27 protein-coding genes are annotated in these 24,700 nt (G+C 69.7%); 3 read left to right on the top strand and 24 right to left on the bottom strand.

What is annotated here, in order from left to right:
* Positions 1-101: 101 nt before the first annotated feature.
* The 3 genes from KXC43_RS24475 to KXC43_RS52395 are packed head-to-tail and all read left to right on the top strand — an operon-like array spanning position 102 to position 3,337.
* A complete protein-coding gene (locus tag KXC43_RS24475) occupies positions 102-515 on the top strand; it encodes a cell envelope biogenesis protein TolA (protein ID WP_251797116.1) in 414 nt (137 codons plus the stop codon).
* On the top strand, positions 512-1,519 hold the full coding sequence (locus tag KXC43_RS24470) for a transglycosylase SLT domain-containing protein (RefSeq protein WP_221378472.1): 1,008 nt from the start codon (positions 512-514) through the stop codon (positions 1,517-1,519). The genes KXC43_RS24475 and KXC43_RS24470 overlap by 4 nt, the downstream gene beginning before the upstream one ends.
* Before the next feature lie 36 nt (positions 1,520-1,555).
* Complete coding sequence (locus KXC43_RS52395; protein ID WP_221378471.1) at positions 1,556-3,337, top strand: flagellar hook-length control protein FliK; 1,782 nt, start codon at positions 1,556-1,558, stop codon at positions 3,335-3,337.
* A 75-nt stretch (positions 3,338-3,412) separates the two neighbouring features.
* Here the strand turns inward: KXC43_RS52395 and KXC43_RS24460 are convergent, their stop codons facing one another.
* From KXC43_RS24460 to KXC43_RS24345, 24 genes are all read right to left on the bottom strand, one after another.
* Positions 3,413-3,655: a hypothetical protein gene (locus KXC43_RS24460; protein WP_221378470.1), complete on the bottom strand. Its 243-nt coding sequence runs from the start codon at positions 3,653-3,655 to the stop codon at positions 3,413-3,415.
* Positions 3,652-5,364: a hypothetical protein gene (locus KXC43_RS24455; protein WP_308129232.1), complete on the bottom strand. Its 1,713-nt coding sequence runs from the start codon at positions 5,362-5,364 to the stop codon at positions 3,652-3,654. The genes KXC43_RS24460 and KXC43_RS24455 overlap by 4 nt, the downstream gene beginning before the upstream one ends.
* The gene (gene flhA / locus KXC43_RS24450; RefSeq protein WP_221378469.1) at positions 5,342-7,396 is read right to left on the bottom strand and encodes a flagellar biosynthesis protein FlhA; all 2,055 of its coding nucleotides are present in this window, start codon (positions 7,394-7,396) and stop codon (positions 5,342-5,344) included. The genes KXC43_RS24455 and flhA overlap by 23 nt, the downstream gene beginning before the upstream one ends.
* 166 nt (positions 7,397-7,562) lie before the next feature.
* Positions 7,563-8,654, bottom strand: coding sequence for an EscU/YscU/HrcU family type III secretion system export apparatus switch protein (locus tag KXC43_RS24445; RefSeq protein ID WP_221378468.1), 1,092 nt, complete (start codon positions 8,652-8,654; stop codon positions 7,563-7,565).
* Between the two features lie 6 nt (positions 8,655-8,660).
* Positions 8,661-9,425, bottom strand: coding sequence for a flagellar biosynthetic protein FliR (fliR, locus tag KXC43_RS24440; protein ID WP_221378467.1), 765 nt, complete (start codon positions 9,423-9,425; stop codon positions 8,661-8,663).
* Positions 9,422-10,279, bottom strand: coding sequence for a flagellar type III secretion system pore protein FliP (gene fliP, locus KXC43_RS24435; protein WP_221378466.1), 858 nt, complete (start codon positions 10,277-10,279; stop codon positions 9,422-9,424). Before fliP ends, fliR begins: the two co-directional genes overlap by 4 nt.
* Positions 10,276-10,719: a FliO/MopB family protein gene (locus KXC43_RS24430; protein WP_221378465.1), complete on the bottom strand. Its 444-nt coding sequence runs from the start codon at positions 10,717-10,719 to the stop codon at positions 10,276-10,278. The genes fliP and KXC43_RS24430 overlap by 4 nt, the downstream gene beginning before the upstream one ends.
* A gap of 5 nt (positions 10,720-10,724) precedes the next feature.
* A complete protein-coding gene (gene fliN, locus KXC43_RS24425; protein ID WP_221378464.1) occupies positions 10,725-11,486 on the bottom strand; it encodes a flagellar motor switch protein FliN in 762 nt (253 codons plus the stop codon).
* The gene (locus KXC43_RS52805; protein WP_221378463.1) at positions 11,483-12,433 is read right to left on the bottom strand and encodes a flagellar motor switch protein FliM; all 951 of its coding nucleotides are present in this window, start codon (positions 12,431-12,433) and stop codon (positions 11,483-11,485) included. Before KXC43_RS52805 ends, fliN begins: the two co-directional genes overlap by 4 nt.
* A 121-nt stretch (positions 12,434-12,554) precedes the next feature.
* The gene (locus KXC43_RS24415; RefSeq protein WP_221378462.1) at positions 12,555-13,013 is read right to left on the bottom strand and encodes a flagellar basal body-associated FliL family protein; all 459 of its coding nucleotides are present in this window, start codon (positions 13,011-13,013) and stop codon (positions 12,555-12,557) included.
* A gap of 13 nt (positions 13,014-13,026) precedes the next feature.
* Entirely contained in the window at positions 13,027-14,052 is a 1,026-nt protein-coding gene (locus tag KXC43_RS24410; RefSeq protein WP_221378461.1) for a flagellar motor protein MotB, read from the bottom strand.
* 3 nt (positions 14,053-14,055) lie between these two features.
* Positions 14,056-14,847 carry a flagellar motor protein gene (locus tag KXC43_RS24405; protein ID WP_221378460.1) on the bottom strand — a complete coding sequence of 264 codons (792 nt, stop codon included), beginning with the start codon at positions 14,845-14,847 and terminating at the stop codon, positions 14,056-14,058.
* A complete protein-coding gene (locus KXC43_RS24400) occupies positions 14,847-15,140 on the bottom strand; it encodes a flagellar FlbD family protein (protein ID WP_221378459.1) in 294 nt (97 codons plus the stop codon). The genes KXC43_RS24405 and KXC43_RS24400 overlap by 1 nt, the downstream gene beginning before the upstream one ends.
* 196 nt (positions 15,141-15,336) lie before the next feature.
* Positions 15,337-16,620: a flagellar hook protein FlgE gene (locus KXC43_RS24395; protein ID WP_221378458.1), complete on the bottom strand. Its 1,284-nt coding sequence runs from the start codon at positions 16,618-16,620 to the stop codon at positions 15,337-15,339.
* A 40-nt stretch (positions 16,621-16,660) separates the two neighbouring features.
* Complete coding sequence (locus KXC43_RS24390) at positions 16,661-17,116, bottom strand: flagellar hook assembly protein FlgD (protein ID WP_221378457.1); 456 nt, start codon at positions 17,114-17,116, stop codon at positions 16,661-16,663.
* A 117-nt stretch (positions 17,117-17,233) separates the two neighbouring features.
* Positions 17,234-17,722: a hypothetical protein gene (locus KXC43_RS24385; RefSeq protein ID WP_221378456.1), complete on the bottom strand. Its 489-nt coding sequence runs from the start codon at positions 17,720-17,722 to the stop codon at positions 17,234-17,236.
* A 7-nt stretch (positions 17,723-17,729) separates the two neighbouring features.
* On the bottom strand, positions 17,730-18,092 hold the full coding sequence (locus KXC43_RS24380) for a response regulator (RefSeq protein ID WP_221378455.1): 363 nt from the start codon (positions 18,090-18,092) through the stop codon (positions 17,730-17,732).
* On the bottom strand, positions 18,089-18,574 hold the full coding sequence (locus KXC43_RS24375; RefSeq protein WP_221378454.1) for a chemotaxis protein CheX: 486 nt from the start codon (positions 18,572-18,574) through the stop codon (positions 18,089-18,091). The genes KXC43_RS24380 and KXC43_RS24375 overlap by 4 nt, the downstream gene beginning before the upstream one ends.
* Positions 18,571-18,957, bottom strand: coding sequence for a response regulator (locus KXC43_RS24370; protein ID WP_251797137.1), 387 nt, complete (start codon positions 18,955-18,957; stop codon positions 18,571-18,573). Before KXC43_RS24370 ends, KXC43_RS24375 begins: the two co-directional genes overlap by 4 nt.
* 5 nt (positions 18,958-18,962) lie before the next feature.
* Positions 18,963-19,808 carry a CheR family methyltransferase gene (locus KXC43_RS24365; protein WP_221378452.1) on the bottom strand — a complete coding sequence of 282 codons (846 nt, stop codon included), beginning with the start codon at positions 19,806-19,808 and terminating at the stop codon, positions 18,963-18,965.
* Positions 19,805-20,956 (bottom strand): protein-glutamate methylesterase/protein-glutamine glutaminase, encoded by a 1,152-nt coding sequence (locus KXC43_RS24360; protein ID WP_221378451.1) that lies wholly within the window; start codon positions 20,954-20,956, stop codon positions 19,805-19,807. The genes KXC43_RS24365 and KXC43_RS24360 overlap by 4 nt, the downstream gene beginning before the upstream one ends.
* Before the next feature lie 13 nt (positions 20,957-20,969).
* Positions 20,970-21,842, bottom strand: a complete 873-nt coding sequence (locus KXC43_RS24355; protein ID WP_221378450.1) for a hypothetical protein — start codon at positions 21,840-21,842, stop codon at positions 20,970-20,972.
* Positions 21,842-22,279 (bottom strand): chemotaxis protein CheW, encoded by a 438-nt coding sequence (locus KXC43_RS24350; RefSeq protein WP_221378449.1) that lies wholly within the window; start codon positions 22,277-22,279, stop codon positions 21,842-21,844. Before KXC43_RS24350 ends, KXC43_RS24355 begins: the two co-directional genes overlap by 1 nt.
* Before the next feature lies 1 nt (position 22,280).
* On the bottom strand, positions 22,281-24,626 hold the full coding sequence (locus KXC43_RS24345; protein WP_221378448.1) for a chemotaxis protein CheA: 2,346 nt from the start codon (positions 24,624-24,626) through the stop codon (positions 22,281-22,283).
* Positions 24,627-24,700 lie beyond the last annotated feature (74 nt).

The following is a 24,700-nucleotide window of genomic DNA, read 5'->3' as shown; positions in this document are numbered from 1 at the left end:
GGGTGCAGCAACTCAGCGATCTGGTTGTCCGGCCGACCGGGTAGACGAGGCTCGCCGCGCTAGGAGGCAGAACGTTGAACCGGTTTTTTCGACTCTCGCCCGTGCTTCGCGCCCGCAAGGCCCAGGAGGATGCGGCCAAGGGCGCCGTGATCCAGTCCCGCGCGGACGTCCGGGAGGCCCAGGCCCTCGTCCGCCGCAAGCAGCTCGACCTGGTCGGCGCGGAGGCCCCGACCGAGGCCACGGCCCGGGCCATGGTGGCCTCGCTGGTCGCCCGCCAGTCGCTGGCCGGCGCGCTGATGAGCGCCCAGAAGATGGTCACCGAGGCCGAGGAGGTCGAGCGCGACCGGATGGCCGTGCTGGCCGACGCGGCCAAGCGCCGCCGCGCGGTCGAGATGATGGCCGAGCGGCACGCCGAGATGGTGCGCGCCAACGACCTGCGCAAGGACCAGGCCAACCTGGACGAGCTCGCGATGACCAGCAAGGCCCGCAACGAGGCGCGGGGAGCCGCCGAATGATGGGTGTTTCCGGGGTGCTCAACCGCATCCAGGAGCTTCAGGGGCACCTCGGACTCACACCGGTCAACCCGGCCCCGGGCACGACCGGCGCCACCGCCACCGGCACCACCGCGGCCGGCGGCTCGACCTTCGCGTCGGCGCTGGCCAGCGCCACCGGCCGGGCCGGTACGGCGATGCGGCTGAACAGTCAGGCTACCGGCCAGGACGTGGCCGACGCGGCCAAGAAGTACCTCGGCACCCCGTACGTCTTCGGCAGCACCGACCCCGACCGGGGCCTCGACTGCTCGTCGCTGGTCCAGCGCGCGTACTCGGACCTGGGTATCAAGCTGCCGCGGCTGTCCCACCAGCAGGCCAAGGCGGGCGAGCCGGTGGCCAACCTGGCCCAGGCCAAGCCGGGCGACATCCTGGCCTTCGACTCCCCCGTCGACCACGTCGCCATCTACCTCGGCAACAACAAGATGATCGCGGCGCCCAAGCCGGGCGACCAGGTCAAGATCCAAAGTGTGTACGAGAAGCCGACGCACATCCGCCGTGTCGTCTCCGACTACTCCGCCGTGGCCGGGTCGAACGCTGCCGCGGCAATGCGCCCGGCCAGCCTGCAGGGCACGGGCTCGCTGAGCGGTGTTCCCTACGGTGATCTGTTCGTCAAGGCCGGCAACCGCTACGGCGTCTCGCCCAAGCTGCTCGCCGCGGTGGCCAAGGTCGAGTCCGGATATGACCCCCAGGCGGTCAGCAAGGCCGGCGCGCAGGGCCTCATGCAGCTCATGCCGTCCACCGCCCGCGGCCTGGGCGTCAAGAACTCCTTCGACCCCGAGCAGGCGATCAACGGCGGCGCCAAGCTGCTGGCCCGCAACCTGCGCGAGTTCAAGTCCCTGCCGCTGGCGCTGGCCGCGTACAACGCGGGCGGCGGCGCGGTGCACAGGTACGGCGGCATCCCGCCGTTCCGGGAGACCCAGGCGTACGTCCCGAAGGTCCAGAAGGCCCTGGCCGCGCTCGGCGGCTGACCGGGATCCGATCCCCAACGCGAGCAGGAGATCCGCATGAAGATGCCGAATTCCGTCAGCGGGGCCGACCGCGCGCCGGTGACCGACGCCGGCCGCCGGCCCTCCAGGAAGGGCGAGGGTGCGGAGGAGTTCGGCTCCGCGCTCTCGGCCGAGCTCGACCGGCCGGGCCAGGCGAAGACCGACGACCGGCGCACGGCGGACCGCGCGGCCGACCAGCGTGCCGCCGACCGGGCCGACGACCAGGCCGCGAACCAGCGCGTCGCCGACCGGGCGGCGGACCGCCGGGCCGACGCCGCCGGGCGCAGCGCCCTGCAGCGGGAGGCGGCCGACCGCGCGGCCGCCAACCGGGCCGGGCAGCGCCGGACCGACACCGACCGGGCCGGCGACCGGGCCGGCAGCCGCCGCACCGACGACCGCGAGCCCACCGCCCGGGCGGACACCGCCCGGACCGACACCGCTCGAGCGGACACCGACCGAACCCGCACCGACCGGGCCGACAACCGCCGCACCGACCAGGCCGGCACCGAGACCCCCGGCCACGACGAGCACACCGGCCTGCGCGAGGTCCAGGCCGATGCCGACGCGGCCGCAGCCGGATCGACCGGCCCGGAATCGACGGACGCCGAGACGTCCGCCCCGGCCGGAACCGAAGCCACCACCACTCCGGCCACCGCCGCTGCGATGGCCCAGGCGGTCCCGCCGGCGGCCGCTCAGCCCACCGCCGCCGACACCACAACCACCGCCGGCGGACCACCTCCGCCCGGCGGACCGCCCGCGCCAGGCGCCCCCACGACCGGTGTGCCGACCGGCGTCGAGGCCGCGCCCACCGGAGGTTCGAACCCCGCCGGCGCGGCGCCGCCCGGCACGCCGGCCACGCCGCTCTCGCCGGCCCTGGCCGCTCAGCTCGCCCAGAGCGGAGCCGGCACGGCCGCACCGGCCGGGCACACCGTCGGCACCGACCCGACCGGCACTGCGACTCCCGCCGGACCGGCCGCGGCCGCCGCGGCCGCCACCGCACTCACGGCACCGGCGGGCGCCGGCGATCCGGTGGTGGCCGGTCTCCGGCCCGCGGTTCTCGCCCCACCGGCCGATGCCGCGACCGCTCCGGCGCCGACCGCGCCCGGCCCGGCCGACGCGAACGCCACCCCGGCGCCGGCGGACGACGCTGCCGCGGCCCCGCCGGTCCCGCTGCCCGACCAGCCGACGCCCGACGCCACGGCGGGCACCGTCACCGCGAATCCGGTCTACCCGTCGGCTGCGCCCGGCGTCGCCCCCGACGGCGCCGCAACCAGCGCGCTCGGCCAGGCCGGCCTGGCCGGTGTGACCGGACCGCAGGCAGCCGCGCCAACCGCACCCGCGGCCGGCGCTCAGGCTCCGGCTCCGGCCGCGCAGCCCTTCTCGCCGCCGGCCGCCCAGCTGGCCATGCGGATCGTGCCGCTCAAGCTGGACGCCGACGGTGTGCACCGCCTGACCGTGCATCTGCACCCGGTCGACCTCGGCCCGGTGCAGGTGGTGGCCGAGATCCGCAACGGCGACATCAACGTGCAGCTGACCGGCAGCACCGACGCCGGCCACGACGCGCTGCGCAACGCGCTCGACGACCTGCGGCGACAGCTCGACGAGGCCGGTTTCCGCAACACGTCGCTCGACCTGCGGCAGGGCAACGCCCAGCAGGATCAGGCGCGTCAGCAGTTCGCCGGCGGGGGCCTGCCGGGTGGTGGCCGCCGGGACGCCGATCCGGCCGCGCCCACCGAGCCGAACACGCCGACGATCCGTCCGGCCGCACCGGGCTCGAGCCGTCTCGACACACACGCCTGAACCTGAGTCGCCGGTAGACTCCGAACACAAGAGGGGTGATCGCTTTCGCGATCACCCCTCTTCGACTTGTGCCCGTCAGGCCGGCCTCTCGGCCTCGTCCATGGAAGTCGGCGTCACCGGGGTGCCTTCCGGCTTCCCCTCCGGCCGGCCGTAACCCGCCGTGACGAACCGCAACCCTGCCAGCAGCAGAGCGGCGATCGGCACCGCGATCACGAACCGGATCAGTACCTCGGTGATGTCGACCTGGTCGAGAACGTAGCGATACAACGCCGGCGCGCTCATCAGGAGCGCGAACAGCAGGACCGACGGACGGATCACGGCCGGACCGAGCGGGTGACCCGCCGCGGCGGCGCGGCCACCGGCATGACGTCGGTGGCGATCCGCGCGCAGAGCATTGCGGCCCAGGCGTGCGGGGTGGCCGGCTTGCCGTCCAGCGAGTGGATCGGCAGGTCGAGGCCGAGCACCGAGGCCGGGTCGGCGGTGAGCTCGACGCCGTGCACCACCAGCGACTCGACCTCGCCCAGCGACCGCAGGTGGCGGGCCGTGTCGGCGGTCTTGCGGGTGGCGTCGACGACCGCCCAGACCGCGGTGGCCCCGATCGCGTCACACATCTCGTTGATCCAGATCGGATCGGTGCCGCCGACCGGGGCCTCGAGCACCACGACCCACGGCTCCTCGGCGCTGTGAAGCTTCTCGGCCCGCTGCTCGGCCGCGTCCGGGGTCGAGATCAGCCGGGACGAGTGCAGCCCGGTGCCGGCCGTCGACTGGGCGGCCAGCAGAAGGTGGTTCTCCGGCACCCCGATCTCGTCGAGCAGTTGGCGACCGATCGTGACGCCCAGGTTGAGGTCGCCGGCGAGCACCAGGATCTCGCCCGGGCCGTCCGGGACGCCGGCCGCCGCGGGGCGGGCGGCCAGCACGCTCAGCACACCGGCGTACGTGTCGCTGCCGGTGATCTGGCGGGCCATCGACTCGGGCATGCCCACCGACATGAGGTTGCGGATGACCGGCTCGTTGTCGGCCACCGCAGGCTCGGGTGACGCGACGGGCTGTACGGCCGGGGCCGGCGACACGGACGCGGACGGCTGGAAGCCGTGCGGCTCGGCGACCGGCTCCGGCGCCGGGTCCACCTCGACCTCGCTGGCGGCCAGCCCACCGATCCGATCGGCCAGTCTGGGCGCGGGCGAGACCGGGGCGACCGGCTCGGAAACGGCCGGCGCCACCGGCGGCGGCGTGACAACCGGCGCCGCCGCAACCACTGGCGCTGTCGCGACCATCGGCGCCGGCGGAGCCATCGGCGGCTGCGCCATCGGCGTAGCGGCCATCGGCGCAGCGGCCATCGGCGCAGCGGCCATCGGCGGCGGAGCCATTGGCACGGCCGCGGTCATCGGCGGCGGCGCGGGCGACTGGGGCGCCACCGTCGGCGGGGTGGGGATCCGCGGAGCGGCGTTGACCGGCGTTTCCGCGGCGGCGGCCGGACGGAACGGCCGTACCGTCGGGGTGTCCTCCCGCGGCGCCGGCTTGGGACGCGAGGCGAACCGGTCGTTGCCCGCGTCCAGGCCGGCCATCAGCTCGGCGAACGCGGCCCCGGTGTCGCCGAGCGCCGCGCTGCGACCCTCGTCGGCCCCGAAGTTGTTCTCGGGCGCCGCGTGCGCCGGCGTCTCGGCCGACCGGGAGATGCCGAACGATGCCGGCGTCACCGAGCGTGGCGAGGACGTGCCGAAGGGACGGGCCGTCCCCCGGCCCGGATCGTCGATCCGGTCCTGCGACTCGGCCCGTTCCAGGAGCCGTTCCAGGCTGTGCTGACCACTGTCGGCCGTCTTCGTGCGCTGTGCCATGTCACTCCTGTCCTCGTTCGGGTCCGGAACCTCCACGGACAGCTCGTAATGCTGTTTCGCGAAGAAGCCACCGACCCCGCCACTGCGGACCTTGTCGGCAGAGATGATCCGGACACGGGAGCCGTACTCATCGCGTACCTGAGCCAGCAACGGCTCGATGGCCGGCCCCTCAAGCAGCACCCGCGTAGGCACCGTTCACCACCCCAATCGTCTCGATCTGTGCTGTTGAACCAGAGATTTCGCCGTACGACAGCACATGCACCCGGCGCGACCCAGCGCGCAGGAGTCGCATCAGTGGCAGCCGCAGCTGTGGCGAGCAGGCCAGCACCGGGGCCAGGCCCTGCTGTTCCGCGGTCTCGGCGAGCCGGGCGGCCTCACTGACGATGGACTCGGCACGGATGCCGTCGATCGCCATGAAGGCCCCGGTCTCGCTGGGCCGCAGAGATTCGAGCAGTTGCTGCTCGAGCATGGGGTCGAGCGTGATCACCGTAAGCCGGCCGGCGGTCGTGTACTGGGCGGCGATGGCCGGGCCCAGTGCCGCGCGGGCCGCCTCGACCAGGCTGTCCTGGTCGATGGTGACCTTCGCTCGCAGAGAGAGAGCTTCGAAGATGCGCACCAGGTCCCGCACCGGCACACCCTCGTCGAGCAGCGCCTGGAGGACCTTCTGGATCTGGCCGAGGCTGAGCACCGCGGGGGTGAGCTCCTCGACCACGACGGGATGGGTCCGCTTGACCATCTCGGTCAGCGCCCGCACGTCCTCGCGGCCGAGCAGGCGGCTGGCGTTGGAGCGCACCACCTCGGCCAGGTGCGTGATGATCACGCTGGCCCGGTCGACGACCGTCGCCCCGGAGAGCTCGGCCTGATAGTGCAGCTCGGACGGCACCCACTTGCCGGGCAGGCCGAAGACCGGCTCGACGCCCGCCTTGCCGGGCAGCCCCTGCAGGCCGTCGCCGATCGCCAGCACCGTGCCGGGCGGAGCCTCCCCGGTGCCGGCGTCGACCCCGGAGATGCGGATCGCGTACGACGAGAGGGGCAGATCGAGGTCGTCCCGGGTACGCACCGGCGGCATGATCACGCCGAGCTCCATGGCCATCTTGCGGCGCAGGGCCCGGACCCGGTCGAGCAGGTCACCGCTGCTGGCGTCGACCAGATCGACCAGGTCGGGCGAGAGAGCGAGTTCCAGTGGATCGACCCGCATCTCGCCCAGCAGCTGCTCGGGCGAGTCGGCCGGTGGCAAGTCGACCACTTCCGAGGCTGCGGCCGCAGCCGCCGCCTCTTCCTCCGGCACCGGGTCCTTGATCCGTTGGGCCGCCGCCAGCACGGCCACGCCGACGATCAGGAAGGGAACCTTGGGCAGGCCGGGGATCACACACAGGGCGAGCGAGGCCCCGCCGGCGATGCGCATCGCGAGCTTGTTCTGGCTGAGCTGGGCGGTCACCGTCGAACCCATGTCGCCCGAGGTGGCCGAGCGGGTCACGATCAGACCGGTGGCCACCGAGAGCAGCAGCGCGGGGATCTGCGAGACCAGGCCGTCGCCGATGCTCAGCAGGCTGTAGTGGTTCATCGCGTCGCCGGCGGCCATGCCCTGCTGGGCCACGCCGATCGCGAAGCCGCCGACGAGGTTGATCAGCGTGATGATGACGGCGGCGATGGCGTCGCCCTTGACGAACTTGGAACCACCGTCCATCGCGCCGTAGAACTCGGCCTCCGCGCCCACCTCGGCCCGGCGGGCCTTGGCCTGCTCCTCGTCGATCAGACCGGCGTTCAGGTCGGCGTCGATCGCCATCTGCTTGCCGGGCATGGCGTCGAGGGTGAACCGGGCGCCGACCTCGGCCACCCGCTCGGCGCCCTTGGTGACCACGACCATCTGGACGATGACCAGGATCAGGAAGATGACCAGACCGATGACCAGGTTCCCACCGACGACGAAGCTGCCGAACGCGTGGATGACCTTGCCGGCGTCACCGTCGCGCAGCACCAGCCGGGTCGCGCTGATGTTCAGGGCCAGGCGGAACAGGGTGGCCACCAGCAGCAGGGCGGGGAAGACGGCGAAGTCGAGCGGCTTCTGGACGAACATGCTGACCAGCAGGATCAGCAGGGCCCCGGTGATGTTGACCGCGATCAGCGTGTCCAGCAGGAAGGTCGGCATGGGCACGACCATCATGAGGATGATGCCGATGACCCCGACGGGCACGGCAAGTTTGCTGATGCTGCGGTTCTTCACGGCACCTTCCAGGAGTGGATGGTGGAGCCATCCCTGCGCGGTGGTCGCCATCCTGGCGTTTCTCTGTTCGGCGATCCGTCGCCTTCACTGAGCAGGGCATGCTGACCCACAGAGCGATCTTCCCCCGTTCGAGGTACCGATGTGAGGAAATCTCCTAACTTTTCAGTTATGCGGCTTCTGAGGCAGAATGAGGGTTGCGGTGCAGCCCGGCCGCCGATCCCTTCGCCTTCAGGCTCATGACGAACGCCAGCACCTTGGCCACCGTGCCGAAGAACTCGGCCGGGATCTCGTGGCCCACGTCGACGCTGCCGTACAGGGCCCGGGCCAGGGGCTTGTCCTCGACCATGGGAACCCGGTGCTCGGCCGCGAGTTCGCGGATCTTGGTGGCCAGCGGGCCCTGCCCCTTGGCCACCACCCGGGGCGCGCCCTTCTGCGGCTCGTAGCGCAGCGCCACCGCCACGTGGGTCGGGTTGACCATCACGACGTCCGCGGTCGGCACGTCGGCCATCTGCCGGTTGCGCGCCATCGCCATCTGCCGGGCCCGGATCTGCGCCTTGATGAGCGGGTCGCCCTCGGTGTTCTTGTACTCCTGCTTGACCTCTTCCTTGGTCATGCGCAGTTGCTTGTTGGTGCGGCGGCGCACCACGAAGTAGTCGGCGGCGGCCATCGCGATGCCGGCCACCGAGGCGGCCCGGATCAGGTTGAGGGACGCGTCCACGACGGTGCCGAACAGCGCGGGCAGTGGAAGCTGCCCGGCACTCATCAGCGCCGGGAAAACGTCCTTGGTCGTCGAATAGAGCACACCGGTCAGCACCGCCGTCTTGACCAGCGCCTTGGTGCCCTCCCAGAGGGCCTGCGGGCCGAGCATCCGCTTGAGGCCGGGCCACGGGTTGAGCCGGTTGAACTTGGGGACGAACAGCTTGGTGGCGACCCGGATGCCGCCCTGGGCCCCGGCCGCCGCGATGCCGACCACCATCATCGTCAGGGCCAGCGGCAGGACGGCCCAGATCGTGCCCATCATGGCCTGTTTGAGCAGCGCCATCGCCTGGGCCGGCTGCGGGTCGGCGATGACGTCGGGCAGCTGGACCATCAGCTTCTCGGCATGCTCCATCGCGGTCTCGAGGGTGCGCGGCAGTATCACGCTGGCGGCCAGCATGCCGAACCACGCGCCGATGTCCTGGCTGCGGCCGATCTGGCCCTCGCGCTTGGCCTTCTTGAGTTTCTGTTCTGTCGGTTGTTCGGTCTTCTCCCCCGACATGTCCGCTCACCCCCCGCTGAGCTGGATCACGGCGTTGACCGCACGCTCCACGATCGCGTCGAGGACACCGGGCAGGGCCGTAATCGCGATGCCGGAGATCAGCAGGACCATGAAAATTTTGGCCGGGAAGCCGAGCTGGAAGGCGTTCAGCGCGGGGGCGACCCGGTTGAGCAGACCGAAGGCCACGTCGGTGAGGAACAGGACGGCGACCAGCGGGCCGGCGATCTGCACGGCGGCCATGAACATCTCGCCGATGCCCTTGATCAGTAGCTCGCTGAACGTGTTGGGAGAGAACGTCCAGTTGAGCGGCACCGTCTTGAACGACTGCATGAAGCCGCGCAGCACCAGCTGATGCCCGTCGGTGGCGAAGAGCAGGGTGACGGCGACCAAATTGTAGAACCGACCGAAGATCGAGCTCTGGTTCTGCGACAACGGGTCGTACCCCATGGCCAGGGTGAAACCCCCGAACAGGTCGATCAGGTCACCGGCGGCCTGCAGGGCCGCGAAGAGGATGGCGGTGACGAAGCCCAGTCCCGCCCCGACGAAGACCTGCAGAGCGACGCTGAAGATGATGTCGGAGGTCTGCAGCGACGGCAGCGCGCCGCGCAGCTGCGGAAAGACCGGCAGGGTCAGACCGATCGAGAGCAGCGCCTTGACCGGGCCCGGGATGAGCCGGGAGTTGAACGGCGGGCAGACCATCATCCAAGCGCCGGTGCGGGCCGCGCCGAGCATCAGCGCGAGCAGCTCGGCGGTCGGCACGGATAGGTTCATCGGTACGACGCCACCAGCGCCGTGAGGATCAACCCCCACCCGTTGACCAGCACGAACAGCAAAAGCTTGAAGGGTAAAGCAACAGTCACCGGTGGAAGCATCATCATGCCCAGGGACATCAGGGACGCCGAGACCACCATGTCGATCAGAAGGAACGGGATGAAGATGACGAACCCGATGATCATGGCGGCGCGCAGCTCGGAAAGCACGAAGGCCGGGATCAGGGTGGTCAGCTCGACGTCGTTGCGGTTCTGCGGCCGCTCCTCACCGGAGAGCCGGATCATCAGCGCCACCTCGTCGTCGCGGGTGGTGCGCCACATGAAGTCCTGCAGCGGCTTGACGCCGTCCTTGAACGCCTGCGACTGGGTCTTGTCGCCCTTCAGATAGGGCTGGACCCCCTGCTCGTTCATGGCCGAGATGGTCGGACCCATGATGAACAGGCTGATGAACAGGGCCAGACCGGCCAGCACCTGGTTGGGCGGCATCGAGGTCAAGCCGAGCGCGTTGCGGGTGATCCCCAGGACCATGAAAATCTTGGTGAAGCAGGTGCAGAGCAGCAGCAGGGCCGGCGCGACCGAGAGCACGGTCAGGCCGAGCATGACGATCAGCGACGTGGCCGGGCGGCTGCCGTCCGGGTTGGTGCCCTGAATGTTGACGTTGAGGTTGGGCCCACGGGGCCGGGCCGGCGGGCTCGGGGGCGCGGGAGCCCGCTCGGGAAGGGCGACCACGACGGTCACCGGCGCGCGGTCCGGGGCCGCGGGCGTACGGGAAAGCTCGGCCGCTGCCGGTCCGGGCAACAGCACGAGTGCGAATCCGCAACTCGCCAGCAGGAGGAACAGCGCGCGCTTGATCATTTGTGGCTGGTCCGATCGCGGAGAAACTCCATGGCCGAGCGCCACGTGCGCGGCGACAGCAGCGACCCGTCCAACCGGCTGTGCTTCGGCGCCGCCGGATGCCGCCCGGGCAGATCGCCCGAGCCGTTCGCGAGCTCCGCGGCCAGATCGGCGTCCACCGGCAGATGGTCGCGGTGTTCGTTCGGGTGGTGCTCGAACAGCTCGACCTCGGCCTCGCCCAGCAGGCTCACCTGCTGATCGGTGACGCCCAGGATCATCGCCCGGTCGGCCACCTTGACCACGGCCAGCGCGGCGCCCCGGGAGAGCTGTTGACGGTTGAGCACGACCAGATCCCCGTGTCCGCGCCCGAGCAGCGGACGGCGTACCAGCCTGGCCAGCCCCCACATCATGCCGAGGATGACGAAGAGCGAGAAGCCGACCCGCAGCACGAGCTCGAACAAGGCCGTTACTCCCGCTCGGCGCCGGGCGAGACGATGTCGGTGACCCGGATGCCGAAGTTCTCGTCGACCACGACGACCTCGCCCCGGGCGATCAGCCGGCCGTTGACCAGCAGGTCGGCCGGGCTGCCGGCGGCCCGGTCGAGCTCGACGATCGCGCCCGGGGTGAGCGAGAGCAGTTCGCGCACGCTCATCCGGGTGCGGCCCAGCTCGGCCGAGACCTCCATCTCGACGTCCTGCAACATGTCCAGTCCGCCACGCAGCTGCACGGCCGCCGGTCCCGCCGGCTCACGCCGGGCCACCCCACCCCCACCCCCGTCGCCGGTGGGCCACGGGTTCAGGGCCAGCGCCAGCACGGCCCGGATCTGGTTGCCCTCGACCAGCGGCACAGCGACGGCATCGTCCTTGGCCGCCAGCGCGCTCAGCGCCACCTGCGGCTCCATCACGACACCGGGGTCGAGCACCACCGGGCCGAAGACGCGGGCCGCGGCCTCGAGCGCCGGGCGCACCGCGGCCGTCAGGTCGAGCTCGCCGAGCGGGCTCTCCCGGAGCGCGTCCGCCAGGTCCTGCCCGACCACCACGACCACCTCGCCGGAGGCCGCGCCGCTGAACCGGGCGGTGACCGCCTGCCCCTCGGTCAGGGCGTCGGCGGTCGCCGCGATCGGGTCGGCAGCGACCAGGGGCCGGCTGGTGGGAAGGACGCCGAGCGCGGCCTCGGCCGCGTTCCGGGCGAGCGCCAGCTGCGGCGCGGTGATGGTGGGCGCGGTCATGGGCGACCAGACTCCTTGGGCGAGGACTCCTTGGGAGCAGGCACGACGAGGCAGGCGAGCCGGGCCCCCTGATTACCGGGCACTGCATGGGCGAAAACGGTCTCGTTGACGGTCACCTCGAGAGGCTGACTCGTCGGATGGCCCAACGGGACGACGTCACCGGGCCGCAGGTCCACGATGTCATCGGTACGCATCCGAATGGGCTGGAATCGGACCGCCACATCGAGCGGGGCCGAGGAAAGTCCGGCCGTGAGGTTGCGCAGAGCCATGTCCTTGGCCGCCCGCTCGGCCTCGCTGAGCACCACCGCCTCGGTACGCGAGAGCACCGGCAGGATCGTGTTGAAGGGCAGGCAGATCGTGTGGCTGGTCTCCTCGGCCCCGATCTTGATGTCGAACGAGGCGACCACGCAGGCGTCCCCGGGCTGGTGGGCACGGAGGAACTGCGCGTTGTACTCGATCTCCTTGAGCTTCGGATGCATGTCGACGAGCGTCTCGAAGCCGTACCGCAGCTCGCCGAGCATCCGCTCCAGCAGACCTCGCAGCAGGGGCATCTCGACCTCGGTCAGCGGCCGCTCCGGCTGCGGCCCGCCGGGGCCGCCCAGCATGTGATCGATTGCGGTCATAGATGCCGAGGTGGACATCTCGAACAGGGCCGATCCGGGCAGCGGGTCGAGCACCACCACCGCGAGCACCGTCGGATTGTTCAGAGCGGCGACGTACTCGTCGTAGTTCAGCTGCTCGATCCCGGCCAGCGTGACGTTGCTGACCGCCCGCAGGCGGGTCGTGAGCAGTGTGCCGCAGCTGCGCGCGTACGTCTCGAACGCGATCTGCAAGGTGCGGACGTGCTCCCGGGAGAGCTTGATGGGCTTGCGGAAGTCGTACGGCGCCGGCCCGCCGCCATGGCCGCGGCGCGAGATCCGGCCCGAGGTACGTGCGGCGTTGGTCACGTTGTCCCCATCGGCTCGTTTCCGGAACGGCTGAGCGGGAGGGGCCTTTTTACCGGCTTACGACCAGAGAGGGCGGGTTCACCGTGGTGAACCCGCCCTCTGGCTGATCAGTGCTGTTCGATTACTGGGTGACGAAGGAGGTGTAGTAGACGCCCATCACCATCTTCTTGTCTTCCTCGGTGTACGCCTTCACGATCTTCGCGGTCAGCTCCTTCTTGAGCTCCTCGCGGCCCTTCTCGGTGGAGAGCTCCTCCAGCGACTTGCCGGTGTACTCGTCGATCGCCAGCTCGCGGGCCTCGCTGGTGTCGACCGACTCGGCGCCGGCGTCGGCGGTCTGCTGGAGCGAGAAGTTCAGCTTCAGGTAGTGGCCGTCGGCCAGGTTGATCGTCATCGCGTCCTCCAGGGCCACAACGCTGCCCTTGACCGGCGCGGCCTCGGCGGTGTCGCCCTTGAGCATGAAGAATGCTCCGGCACCGCCGCCGCCCAGCAGCACGACTGCGGCGATCACGATGATCATCAGCATCTTCTTGGACTTCTTCGGGGCGTCGGCGGCAGTGGTGGTCGTCTCGTCCTTGCTCATCTGAAAGCTCCTCTCAATCGTGCGTCGTGGTGGCCGGCTTGGTGCCGGACTCGCTTGGTGTATCGGTGTTCCCGGTGTCGCTCTGAGCCCGCTTACCGGCCTGCTCCGAAGTCTCACCGGTGTGCAACTTGCTGTCGGCGCCGGACGCGGCCGGCAGCAGTGCCGCCTGCTCGGCGGTCAGCGTGGTCAGGACTACGACGTCCACGCGGCGGTTCATGGTGATCGACCGGGGGTCGGACGGGTCGATCAGTGGCTTGGTGTCGGAGAAGCCGACAGCGCTCATCCGGTCCTTGGCCAGGCCACGCGCCACCAGGTATCGCACCGTGGTCGACGCGCGGGCCGCGGAGAGCTCCCAGCCGCTCGGGTAGAACGTGGTCCTGGCCTTGAGCTGGTTGGTGTTGCCGTCGACCTCGATCTTGTTGGGCAGCTTGGCCAGGGTCGGGGCGATGGCGTCGAGGATCTTCCGGCCGCCGGGCTGCAGATCGGCCCGGTTGCCGGCGAAGACGACCTCGTTGGTCAGGACGGTGACCACCAGGCCGCGCCGGTCGATCGTGAACTTGACCGAGTCGAGCAGCTTCTGCTTGGCCAACGCGTCCGAGATCTTGTTCTCGATCTTCTTGAGGTCTTCGGCTTCCTTGGCGGCGGCTTGAGCGTTTTTCGAAGCCTGCGCGCGGCTCTCGGCAGCCATGGCGGCCTTGACGGCTTCCTTCTGCTGGGCCGTGAGGTTGGCCGAGCCGGCCTTGCCGTCGCCGGGGTTGGCGCCCGGGTCGATCTGCACGATCTCGGCGGAGTTGCCCGAGCCGTCCATCGGCCCGGTCTGGCCCTGGAACGCGACGCTCTGGGCGCCGAAGCCGGAGGACAGACCGGAGGCGAGCTGGGCGAACTTCTTCATGTTGACGTCGCTCATCGAGTACAGGACCACGAACAGTACGAACAGCAGGGTCAGCATGTCGGCGTACGACACGAGCCAGCGCTCGTGATTGACGTGCTCCTCGTGCTCCTCATGGCGCTGCTTGCGCTTGCCGCCGCCGGAACTCATGCTTTATGCCGCCTTCTTGGTGTTCGCGGCCGCCTCGGCCTTCTTGGCCTCCTCCGGAGGGAGCAGACTGCGCAACTTCTGGGCGACCAGACGCGGGTTGGAGCCGGCCTGGATCGCCAGGACACCGTCGACCACCAGCTCCATCTCCTCGGCCTCGACGCCACTGAGGCGGGCGAGGCGGGCCGCGACGGGCAGCCAGATGACGTTGGCGCTGAGCACGCCCCAGAGGGTCGCGACGAACGCGGCTGCGATGGAGTGGCCGAGCGTGTCGGGCTTGTCGAGGTTCTCGAGCACGTGCACGAGGCCCATGACCGTGCCGATGATGCCGATCGTCGGGGCGTAGCCGCCCATGTTCTCGAACAGCTTGGCGCTGGCCTTGTCGGACTTCTTCTTGGCCGCGATCTCGGCGTGCAGGATGTCGTGCAGCTCGTCCGGGTCGGTGCCGTCGATCGCCAGCTGCAGACCGCGCTTGAGGAACGGGTGCTCGACCGTCTTGACGGCGTCCTCGAGGGCCAGCAGACCCTCGCGGCGGGCCCGCTCGGCCAGCTTGACGATCTCCTCGACCAGCTGCGTCGGCGGCGTCACCTTGGCCAGGAAGGCCTTCTGGAGCATCTTGCCGGCGCCGGTCGCGTCCTTCAGCACGCCGCCGGCCATACCGGCCGCGAAGGCGCCGCCGAACACCAGCAGCATCGAGGGGAGCAGGATGATCGAGGCCGGCGAACCGCCCTCGAGAATCTGAACAGTGAAGATGATGATGAGGCCGGCGACTACACCGACGATGGTTGAGATGTCCATCAGCGTCCATTCCGGTGCAGCGGGAGCACCTTGGCGTCGTCGTCGTCGTGGTCGTCGGACGACGGAGCGGAGGAGTGGGTGTTGGTGGGCTCGGCCTCGAGGCGACTTGCCTGGGCGATCAGTGAGGCGCGGTAGTGCCGCACTGAATCGATGAACTCGGGCACGGACTCGGCAATGACGTACTTGGTGCCGTCGACCAGCGTGATGACCGTGTCGGGCGTGCAGTCCGCGCGCTCGATCAGGTCCGGGTTCAGGGCGAACACGGCACCATTGATGCGGGTTACGAGGATCACTTACATCCGTCCTTGGTGGTGTAGTCCTGGGCTGGTGGGCCGTCCGTGGCCCTTCGATATGTGTTTCGGCCTGATCCCGGTTGCCGATGAGATCCAACCGGTGGCGGTACGGGTGCAGCCGACCTGCTCAAAGACAGACGGCCGGGACAAGCGTGAAAACGCCTGTCCCGACCGCCGACCGTTCTGATGCTTATGACTAGCGCTTCATGCTGACGAGCTCCTGGAGCATCTCGTCAGAGGTCGTGATGATGCGGGAGTTGGCTTGGAAGCCGCGCTGGGCGACGACCAGGTTGGTGAACTCCTGAGCCAGGTCGACGTTCGACATCTCCAGGGCGCCGCTGATCACCTGGCCGAGACCGGCGCTGGTGGGCTGCCCGACCTGGGCCAGGCCGGAGTTGACGGTGGCCCGCCACTGCGAGTCCCCCGTCTTCTCGAGGCCGTTGACGTTCTTGAAGGTGGCCAGGGCGACCTGGCCGAGGACCTTCTTCTGACCGTTGCTGAAGGCGCCGATGATCTGCCCGGTGTCCGAGACGGTGTAGGACAGCGAAGCCAGCGTGCCGGCCGCGTTGCCGTTCGAGTCGGAGACCCGGGCCTCGGTGAGGCCGTGGTACATCGTCAGATCCCCGGCGTCGAAATCGAACGTGTTACTGAGGTTGGGGTCGATCGTTGCGGCGTTCGTGAACGCGAGCATCGCCTTCGTCGCCGGCGGCGTGACGACAGGCTTACCGTCGGAGAATTGAATGGTCGCGGTGACCGGCGGAGTCGGCCCGGCATCACCCGACTTCGTGAGAGTCACCGTCCAGTCCTGGATAGCGGCCGTCGGATCCGCGGTGGCTCGCGTGAATTTCGCCGAGAGGCTGATCGGGTTGCCGGTCTTGTCGAACGCCTTGAACGGGATCTCGATGGCCGGAATGGTGGTCGGGTCGGTGACGCCCTCCGGCATGTCGTTGGTCAGGTTTCCCTTAATCTCGACCGTGCTGGTCGCCACGGGCGAGATGCTCTTGCCGAGCGGCATCTTGATGTCGCCCGGCTTGGCCGCCGGGTTCACCACACCGTCCTCGTCGGCGGTCCAGCCCTGCACGGGATCCCCGGTCGCCGTCGCGAGCGTGCCGTTGGCGTCGAAGAAGAAGGAACCGGCCCGGCTGTAGAGCTCCTCGTTGCCGCGGCGGGTCATGAAGAAGCCGTCGCCCTGGATCATCATGTCGCCGGCCTTGCCGGTGGTCTGGGCCGAGCCCTGGCTGAAGTTCGACGTGATGCCCGCGTTGCGCACACCGAGGCCGACCTGGCCCGGGTTGGTGCCGGCCCCGCCGTTCTGGGGAGCGCCGGCCGCCTGGGTCATCTGGCTCAGGGTGTCCTGGAACTGCACCGAGCTCGCCTTGTAACCGACGGTGTTGACGTTGGCGATGTTGTTACCGGTCACGTCCATCATCTGCTGATGCGCGTGCAGGCCACTGATGCCGGAATAGAGAGAACGCAGCATGAATGGATCCTTTGCGGTTGAGGACTACAGCGGTTGAGGATTACGGCTTGGGCGTCGCCTGGGTCGCGTCCGGCTTCACTTCCTGGACTTCCGTGACCTTGGACAGCGGCACTTCCGTGTTCCCGATCCGAAGCATCGGTTCGCTGTCGCCGTTGAGCTTGGCGGCCGAGATGACGCCGGTGGCCCTGGCCCCGCCGGCGTCCATGAACTCGACCGTCTTGCCGACCAGGGAGCTGGCAGTGATCAGCTGCTGGCCCTTGAGCATGTCGGCGATGCCCTCCAGCTTCTCGACCTGGGTGAACTGGGCCGTCTGGGCCAGGAACTGGGTCGAGTCGGCCGGCTTGCTGGGGTCCTGGTACTTCAGCTGGGCCACCAGGAGCTTGAGGAACGTGTCCCGGTCGCCGAGGGTCTTGCTCTTCTCCTTCTCGGTGCCGGTGGCGCCGGCGGCACCGGCCGCGGCCGCGGCGCCGGAGAATCCGGAGATCGGCGAGGTCATGACGTGCTCCCGTCGGTTAGCAGGCTCATAATCTGCTTCGACCGGATCGGCAACTTGCTTAGAACCAAAAACGAACGGGCCTGCCACCTGGGCAGACCCGTTCTTGCCGAGCTGATGTCACGGCGCCAGGGAGAGGCTGAACTTTCCCTTGCCGTACCGGTTGACCTCGACCAGCAGGTCGACCCGGCGGCCGAGCGCCATCAGGTGGGCCCGGGCGTCGGCGGGCAGCGGGTCGCCGGGGTAGACCACCTGGTGGAGCTTGATGTGCGGGCTGCCCTCGCGGTTGAGCAGGCTGGTCAGCACGTTGCAGAGCTCGCCGACGTTCTCGGCGAGATTCGGGAACAGCTGCTTCTCGTCGATGCTGTCCTCGGCAGCGCCGGCCGGAAGCAGGCCGAGCGCGGCGCCGGCGTTGGCCGCCAGCTTGAGATCCATGCCGAGGACGGCGAAGAGGTTCTGTGCGGGATCGGTGAAAAGGGCGACCGTCGAGGTGGCGACCTCATCTGCGCTGATGGGTTCGCCGGGGCTGACGGTCACTTCCCGGCCGAGCAGATCCTCGAAGAGGTTGCGAACGGCCAGGGTGCCAGGAAGGAGCGAGACGTCGGACATGTCGTAATCATCCCAGAATAGGAGCGAAGACCTCATCGAATCGTTCAGCCGAGAACGGCTTGACGATGAAAAAGAGAGCACCGGCCGCCTCAGCCTGTTCCTTCATCTCGTCCGTGCTCTCGGACGTCACAAAACCGAACTTGACGTCGTTACCGGCTGCGCGCAGTTGGCGCAGCGCCTCGATGCCCGACATCTCGGGCATGTTCCAGTCCGAGAGCACCAGATCCGGGCTCTCCGACTTGGTCAGCTCCACGGCCTCGCGACCGTTGGCCGCCTCGATCAGCTCGTGGTCGCCGAACCCGGCCTGACGCAGGGTGCGGATCACGATCTGCCGCATCACCCGGCTGTCGTCAGCGATGAGAATCTTCATTCCGCGCCCTCCTTGTTGTCTCCGCGGCTCTGCCACATGGAAATTGACACCGGCTCGCCGTCCCAGATCCCGTACACCCCGGTGATCCGGTGGGCATTGGGGTAGCGCGCCGTCGCTTCGGGAGCGAGCACCACCTGCGGTAGCGACAGGAGCGCGCCGGGCGGCAGCATCGCCTTGACGTTTCCGCCGATGATGTTCGCGAGTTCGCCGAGCACGTCGGAGAGGTCCTCCTCGCTCACCTCTTCCGGCCCCATGGCCAGAAAGGCGCCCGCGGCACGGCGGGCCGCCGGCAGCGAGGACGCGTAGACGACGTGCCCGGTCCAGGAACCGGTGATGGAGACGGAGGAATGCACCTCGGACGCCTGGTTCTCGTCGTAGGTCTGCATCAGGGGGCTCACGCCCTCCGGATCCAGGTACGACTCCCAGACCTGTTCCACCATCTCGGCGAGGTCGTTCTCGTTGACCTCGACTTCGACGCTCATGAGTTCGCTCCGGTCGGGACGAGGCCCAGCAGGGCCAGCTTCTCGATCATGGCTCCTTCGGTGAAGGGCTTGATCACGTATTCGTGGGCGCCCGCGGCGAGCGCCCGGACGATCTGGCTCTGTTCGCTCTCGGTGGTGACCATGACCAGCGTCATCTCGCGCAGGCGTGGGTCGGCCCGGACGTGCGTGACGAACTCGAGCCCGTTCATGTTGGGCATGTTCCAGTCGATGAGGGCCAGTTCCGGCACCTCGGGCATCGCGGTCAGCAGGTCGAGCGCCTCCTTGCCGTCGCCCGCCTCCACCGCCTCGAAATTCAGCTTGGTGACGATGCGCTTGAGGATCATGCGCATCGCCCGCGAGTCGTCGATCACCATGGCGCGCATCCGCGTCATCCCCTTCTCATGGCGCCCGCGGGCGCCCCGGTACGGACTCGGTAGGCGGAGGTGCGGCCGGCGGCCACCCGCTCGTAGTTGTCGTCGATCCCGATCGTGGTCTCGGCCGCGCCCAGGAAGAGCCAGCCGTCCGGCCGCAGCAGCTTGGCCACGTTCTGCAGCACCTGACGCTTGGTGGCGACGTCGAAATAGATCAGGACGTTGCGCAGGAAGATCACGTCGAACGGCTGCATGACCGGCAGCGGCGCGGTGAGGTTCATCAGGCGGAACGAGACGTTGCGGCGCAGCGCCGGAGCGATCCGCCAGTGCGCCCCGGCCCGTTCGAAGTACTGCACCAACTGGGCCGCGGGCAGACCGCGGTTCACCTCGACCTGGCTGTACTCGGCCGTCTCGGCCCGCTTGACCATCTCGGTCGAGATGTCGGTGCCCATGATGTCGTAGGACCAGCCGGGCGGCAGCGTCTCCTGCATCGTGATGGCCAGGCTGTACGCCTCCTGGCCGCTGGAGCTCGCGGCCGACCACACCCGCACCTTGCGGGCCGACGCCCGCGACTTGACCAGCTCCGGCAGCACGACATCGGTGAGCGCCGCGAACGGCTCCCGATCCCGGAACCAGGAGGTCTCGTTCGTGGTCAGGGCGTCGATGATCTTGCGCTGCTTGGCCGGGTCGGGCCGGCGCTGCAGGTCGGCCAGGAACTCGCTGACCCCGGCCGCCCCGACCGCGCGGGCCACCGGAATGAGCCGCGCCTCGACCAGATACTCCTTTCCGGGAGCCAGCACGATCGAGGCCTCACGCCGTACGAGCTGGGACACGAAGTTGAACTCGGCCTGCGACAGCGTCATCGGGCCACCGCCGCCGAGCGTCCGGCCTTGACCCGGCCCACCAGATGGGCGGCGATCCGGTCGAGCGGCAGGATCTCGTCCGCCAGCCCCGCGCCGACCACGGCGCCCGGCATGCCCCACACCACCGAGGTGGCCTCGTCCTGGGCCAGCACCTCGGCGCCCGCGTCCCTCAGCACCTTCGCGCCACCTCTTCCGTCGTGTCCCATTCCGGTCAGCACGGTCGCGTACGCGGAGCCGCCGTACAGTGCCGCGACCGACCGGAACATGACATCCACGGCGGGGCGGCAGGAGTTCTCGGGCGGCGCACCGCTCAGCTGGGTCAGCGTGGCCGTCCCCCGGCGGTGCAGCACCAGGTGCTGGTCGCCGGGTGCGACGTAGGCCCACCCGGCCGTCAGCTCCATGCCGTCGCCGGCCTCGACCACCCGCAGCGGCGTGCTGCGGTCCAGCCGTTCGGCGAACATCTTGGTGAAGACGGGCGGCATGTGCTGGGTGATGACGATCGGCACCGGGATGTCGGCCGGAATGCCGCTCAACACCTTGGTCAGCGCGTCCGGACCGCCGGTCGAAGAGCCGATGGCCAGGATGTCGATGCGGCCGCCGGGCGCGGAGCGGCGCGGAGCCGTCCGGACCGGGGCGGAGCTGGGCGGCCCGGCGGGCGGACGGCCCGGACCGGTGGGCGGCAGGCCGACCCGGTGCGGGGCCGCGCCGGGGCGGGTCGGAGCAGCCGGTGTCGCGCTCGGCCGGCGTTTGCCCGCCAGCGCGTAGATCTTGGGGACGAGCTCGTCCCGGACCGCCTTGATCGACTGCTCGACGCTGCCGGTGTTGCTCGGCTTGGTCACGTAGTCGGTCGCGCCGGCCGAGAGCGCCTCCAGCGTGGCCGAGGCGCCCGCGGCCGACAGCGTGCTGAACATGATCACCGGGATCTGCTTGTGCCGCTTGCGCAGCTCGCGGACCGCGGTGATGCCGTCCATCTGGGGCATCTCGATGTCCATCGTGATCACGTCGGGCTTGAGCTGGTCGATCTTGGCCTGGGCCAGCAACCCGTTGGACGCCGTGCCCACGACCTCGATGTTCTCGGCACCACCGAGAGCGTCGACGATCAAGCGACGGACGACCACCGAGTCGTCGACGACAAGGACCGATATCACCCGGTCACCTTCCTTACCCGAGCCACGCGGGGCCGAGGGCCGCAACCACCGGGGCGAGCAGCCGATGGGCGGTCGAGGTGTCCAGCAGGTCGCGTACGACCAGTGCCTGCACCGCACCGCTGAGCATGTTCCAGACACCGCCGGCCCGGTCGGCCAACGGAATGGCGGCCGTGTCGACGGCCTGCACCAACAGCATCTGTGCTGCGGCGGCCGTGCGGACCCGATCCGACAGATAAGCCGCCCAGGATGCCGAATGCACGGCCGGTGACCAGCCGCCGGCGTTGCGGCGGGAGTCCTCGGCCGAGGCGAGGAGCCGGCTCAGGTCGCTTGATCGCAGCGAGCGCAGCCGGTCGAGCAGGGCGGAGACCGTGTAGTGGTGCGGACCGAGGTCGATCGGGGCGCCGGTCGGCAGCTTGCGCATGGCCGCGACCCAGCCCGCGCCGAGGCCGCGACGCGTGTCGGCGTCGAGCACCTCGCGCAGGTAACTGGCGACGGCGGCATCGCACAGCAGCGCGGTCGCGGACGCTGCCACCTCGGTCTGCGTCGCGTCGCGCCCGGTGCCCGTCCAGGTCCACGCCATCACGTCGTACCGGAGACACGTGAGCAGCGAGTCGACGGTGCCGATGGGGGCGCGCTCGACCAGGGCCAGGCTGCCCGCCGCATCGTCCTTGTTGAGGCCCTTGAGCGACGGCATCCGGCGGGCGGCGCTCTCCACCTCGACCCAGAGCGGGCCACGGACCCCCTCGTCCGGCAGCCGGTCGGCGAGCACCGGCAGGTCGGCGGCCTGGAGGCGGAGTCCGCGCAGCATCACCTCGGCCGTGGCCGACCCGCCGGTGAGGCGGGTCAGGTCGAAGCCGAGCACCGGGGCGCTGACGAGGCTGTACATCAGGTGGTAGCGCGCTGCGTGTCGACGGCCTGGTTGACGTCGAGGGCCAGCATCAGCCGGCCGTCCAGCTTGAACGTCCCCACGACGAGCTCCCGGGTCGGTCCGCTGAGCGTGTCCGGCGGCGGCTCGAACGTGTCGTCGTCGAGGTCGACCACCTCGCCGATCCGGTCCACGACCAGGCTCACGGGCTCGCCGTCGCCGCGCAGGATCACGTTCATCACCGGACCCTCGAGCGCCTTTCGGGCCATGCCGAGCTGCACCCGCAGATCAACCGCGGCGATCACCTGACCGCGCAGGTTGAACAGCCCGCCGATGGCCTGCGGCGCCAGCGGCACGGGGGTGTACTCGTTGTACGAGAGCACCTCCTGCACCGTGTGCACCTCGACACCGAAGAGCTGGCCGGCCACCTCGAACGTGGCGAACTGTCGGCTCGGCATCTCAGGCCTCCACCAGCAACTCGTCGTTTTCCAGGTCGGTGTAGAAGTTCGGATCGGCCGCGAGGATCGCCCGGCGCACGTCCAGCAACTCGGTCACCCGCTGCTGGATGACCGCGGTGCCGACCAGGCCGTCCTCCTCGGCGTCCCGGCGGGCGGTCGTCGAGTTCTCGGCGATGTCCACGATCCGATCGACGACCAGGGCCACGCTGCGGGCGCCCTCGCTGTAGACGACCACCGACACGGTGTCGCCCTCAGGCTCCTCGCCGTACGCCCCGAGCAGGTGCGACAGCCGCACCAAGGGCAAGATCTGCCCGCGGTACTGCACCACCTCGCGGGAGCCGGCGTGCTCGATGCGTTTGCGCGGGAACTCCTCGAGCCGGGTGACGGTGTCGAGCGGAATCGCCACCCGACGCTCGCCGACCGCCGTGACCAGCAGCCGTTCGCCCGATCCGGCGCCCTTCCCGGCTCGCGCCGAGGCCTCCAGGTTCTGCCGCTCGGCGTCCGCGGTGAGGTGACTGCGCCGGGCCAGCGACGAGACGTCGAGGATCAGGCCCACCTTGCCGTCGCCGAGGATGGTGGCCCCGGCGTAGAGCCCGATGTCCTTGAACCGGCTGTTGAGCGCCTTGACCACGACCTCCTCGGTGTTCAGCACCCGGTCGACGACCAGGCCGAACCGGCGGCCGTCGGCCTGCAGCACCATGATGTACACGCCCTCGTCGGCCCCCACGTCGAGGCCGAGCGCGCGGTCGAGCCGCACCAGCGGGAGCAGCTTGCCGCGCAGGCGGTAGACGGGTGCGCCCGAGGCGTACTCGATCTTGGTGGATTGCCCGTCGATGAAGACCAGCTCGAGCACCGCGACCTGCGGCACCACGTACCGCTGGTCACCACAGTCGACGGTGAGGGCCTGGATGATGGCCAGCGTCAGCGGGATGGTCAGCCGCCAGACCGTGCCCTCGCCGGGCGTGGAGTCGACGCTGACCGCGCCGCCGATGTTCTCGATGTTGGTCTTCACGACGTCCATGCCCACACCGCGGCCGGACACGTTGGTCACCTTGGCGGCGGTGGAGAACCCGGGCTGGAAGACCATCGCCATGATGTCGCGACGGTCCATGTTGGGCACCTGGTCGGGACGCAGCAGCCCGTTCTCGACCGCCTTCTGCGCGATCCGGTCCACGTTCAGGCCGGCGCCGTCGTCGGCGACCTCGACCGCCACGTGCCCGCCCTCGTGATAGGCGCGCAGCGTCAGCGTTCCCTCGGGACCCTTGCCCGACGCGATCCGCTGGTCCGGTTCCTCGATGCCGTGGTCGACCGCGTTGCGCACCAGGTGGGTCAGCGGGTCCTTCACCGCCTCCAGCAGGCTTCGGTCGAGCTCGGTGTCCTTACCCTGCATGACCAGCTGGACCTGCTTGCCGAGGCCGTTGCTCAGGTCCCGGACGACCCGGGGCAGCTTCGACCAGATGTGCTCGATGGGCTGCATCCGGGTCTTCATGATGCCCTCTTGCAGCTCGCTGGTGATCATGCCGAGCCGCTGTGCGCTGCGCACCAGCGTCGTGTCGCCGATCTCCATCACGCCCCGCACCAGCTGGTTACGGGCCAGCACCAGCTCGCCCACCATGTTCAGCAGCGTGTCGAGCAGATCGACGTCGACCCGGATGGCGCTGTCGGCGATGCTGCGCTTGGGCGCCTGGGCCTGTAGCGCCTCGCTGACCGCGGCCGGCTGCGCCTTGCCCTCCTCGAGCAGGATCGTGCCGAGCTTGCGCTCGTCGCCCTCGATCTGCTGGGCCAGGGCCGAACCGACGTCCTGGGCCTGGGCGGCGCCCGTCTCGACCAGGATCTCGCCGATCGGCCGGCGCTGGTTCTCGACCGGCTCGGGGGTCGGGCGCGCGGGCGTCTCGTCGAGCGGCTGCGGCGCCTCGGCCGCCTCCGCAGCGGGCGCCTCGGCCGCCGGCGGCGCCGCCTCACCGGCCTTCATCTGGGCGTTGACCTGCGCGATGATGCTGTCGATGTCGACGTCGCCCTCGGCCTGGGTCTCCTCGATGTTGGCCAGGATCGAGCGCACACCGTCGATGGTGGCGAGCAGCGTGGTGATGGTCGTCGGGGTGACCGGCATGACCCCGTCGCGCAGCTTCGACAGCAGCGACTCACCCGCGTGAGCCAGCTTCTCGAGACGACCGAAGGCCAGGAAGCCGCTGGTGCCCTTGATGGTGTGGATCGCCCGGAAGATGCGTGAGATCAGATCGCGGGAATTCGGGTCCTGTTCGAGCTGCACCAGGTCACGGTCGATCTGGTCCAGGTTCTCGTGGCTTTCCATGAGGAATTCGCCAACGATCTCACCAAGGTCTTCCACGCTCGTTACCTCCAGCTCGGCGTTCCAAGGGACTCATCGACCTGCGTACGGGCCACCTGAGGGCACCTGAAACA

It is taken from the genome of Paractinoplanes polyasparticus (genome assembly GCF_019710575.1).
Taxonomy (GTDB): Bacteria; Actinomycetota; Actinomycetes; order Mycobacteriales; family Micromonosporaceae; genus Actinoplanes; species Actinoplanes polyasparticus.
This window is presented reverse-complemented; position numbering and strand designations above follow the sequence as displayed.

Bases quoted from the DNA above. Each gene is read 5' to 3' on its own strand.
- KXC43_RS24470 (WP_221378472.1), top strand. From the start codon at position 512: ATGATGGGTGTTTCCGGGGTGCTCAACCGCATCCAGGAGCTTCAGGGG.
- KXC43_RS52395 (WP_221378471.1), top strand. From the start codon at position 1,556: ATGAAGATGCCGAATTCCGTCAGCGGGGCCGACCGCGCGCCGGTGACC.
- KXC43_RS24445 (WP_221378468.1), bottom strand. From the start codon at position 8,654: ATGTCGGGGGAGAAGACCGAACAACCGACAGAACAGAAACTCAAGAAG.
- fliR (WP_221378467.1), bottom strand. From the start codon at position 9,425: ATGAACCTATCCGTGCCGACCGCCGAGCTGCTCGCGCTGATGCTCGGC.
- fliP (WP_221378466.1), bottom strand. From the start codon at position 10,279: ATGATCAAGCGCGCGCTGTTCCTCCTGCTGGCGAGTTGCGGATTCGCA.
- fliN (WP_221378464.1), bottom strand. From the start codon at position 11,486: ATGACCGCGCCCACCATCACCGCGCCGCAGCTGGCGCTCGCCCGGAAC.
- KXC43_RS24415 (WP_221378462.1), bottom strand. From the start codon at position 13,013: ATGAGCAAGGACGAGACGACCACCACTGCCGCCGACGCCCCGAAGAAG.
- KXC43_RS24410 (WP_221378461.1), bottom strand. From the start codon at position 14,052: ATGAGTTCCGGCGGCGGCAAGCGCAAGCAGCGCCATGAGGAGCACGAG.
- KXC43_RS24405 (WP_221378460.1), bottom strand. From the start codon at position 14,847: ATGGACATCTCAACCATCGTCGGTGTAGTCGCCGGCCTCATCATCATC.
- KXC43_RS24395 (WP_221378458.1), bottom strand. From the start codon at position 16,620: ATGCTGCGTTCTCTCTATTCCGGCATCAGTGGCCTGCACGCGCATCAG.
- KXC43_RS24390 (WP_221378457.1), bottom strand. From the start codon at position 17,116: ATGACCTCGCCGATCTCCGGATTCTCCGGCGCCGCGGCCGCGGCCGGT.
- KXC43_RS24385 (WP_221378456.1), bottom strand. From the start codon at position 17,722: ATGTCCGACGTCTCGCTCCTTCCTGGCACCCTGGCCGTTCGCAACCTC.
- KXC43_RS24380 (WP_221378455.1), bottom strand. From the start codon at position 18,092: ATGAAGATTCTCATCGCTGACGACAGCCGGGTGATGCGGCAGATCGTG.
- KXC43_RS24375 (WP_221378454.1), bottom strand. From the start codon at position 18,574: ATGAGCGTCGAAGTCGAGGTCAACGAGAACGACCTCGCCGAGATGGTG.
- KXC43_RS24370 (WP_251797137.1), bottom strand. From the start codon at position 18,957: ATGCGCGCCATGGTGATCGACGACTCGCGGGCGATGCGCATGATCCTC.
- KXC43_RS24365 (WP_221378452.1), bottom strand. From the start codon at position 19,808: ATGACGCTGTCGCAGGCCGAGTTCAACTTCGTGTCCCAGCTCGTACGG.
- KXC43_RS24355 (WP_221378450.1), bottom strand. From the start codon at position 21,842: ATGTACAGCCTCGTCAGCGCCCCGGTGCTCGGCTTCGACCTGACCCGC.
- KXC43_RS24350 (WP_221378449.1), bottom strand. From the start codon at position 22,279: ATGCCGAGCCGACAGTTCGCCACGTTCGAGGTGGCCGGCCAGCTCTTC.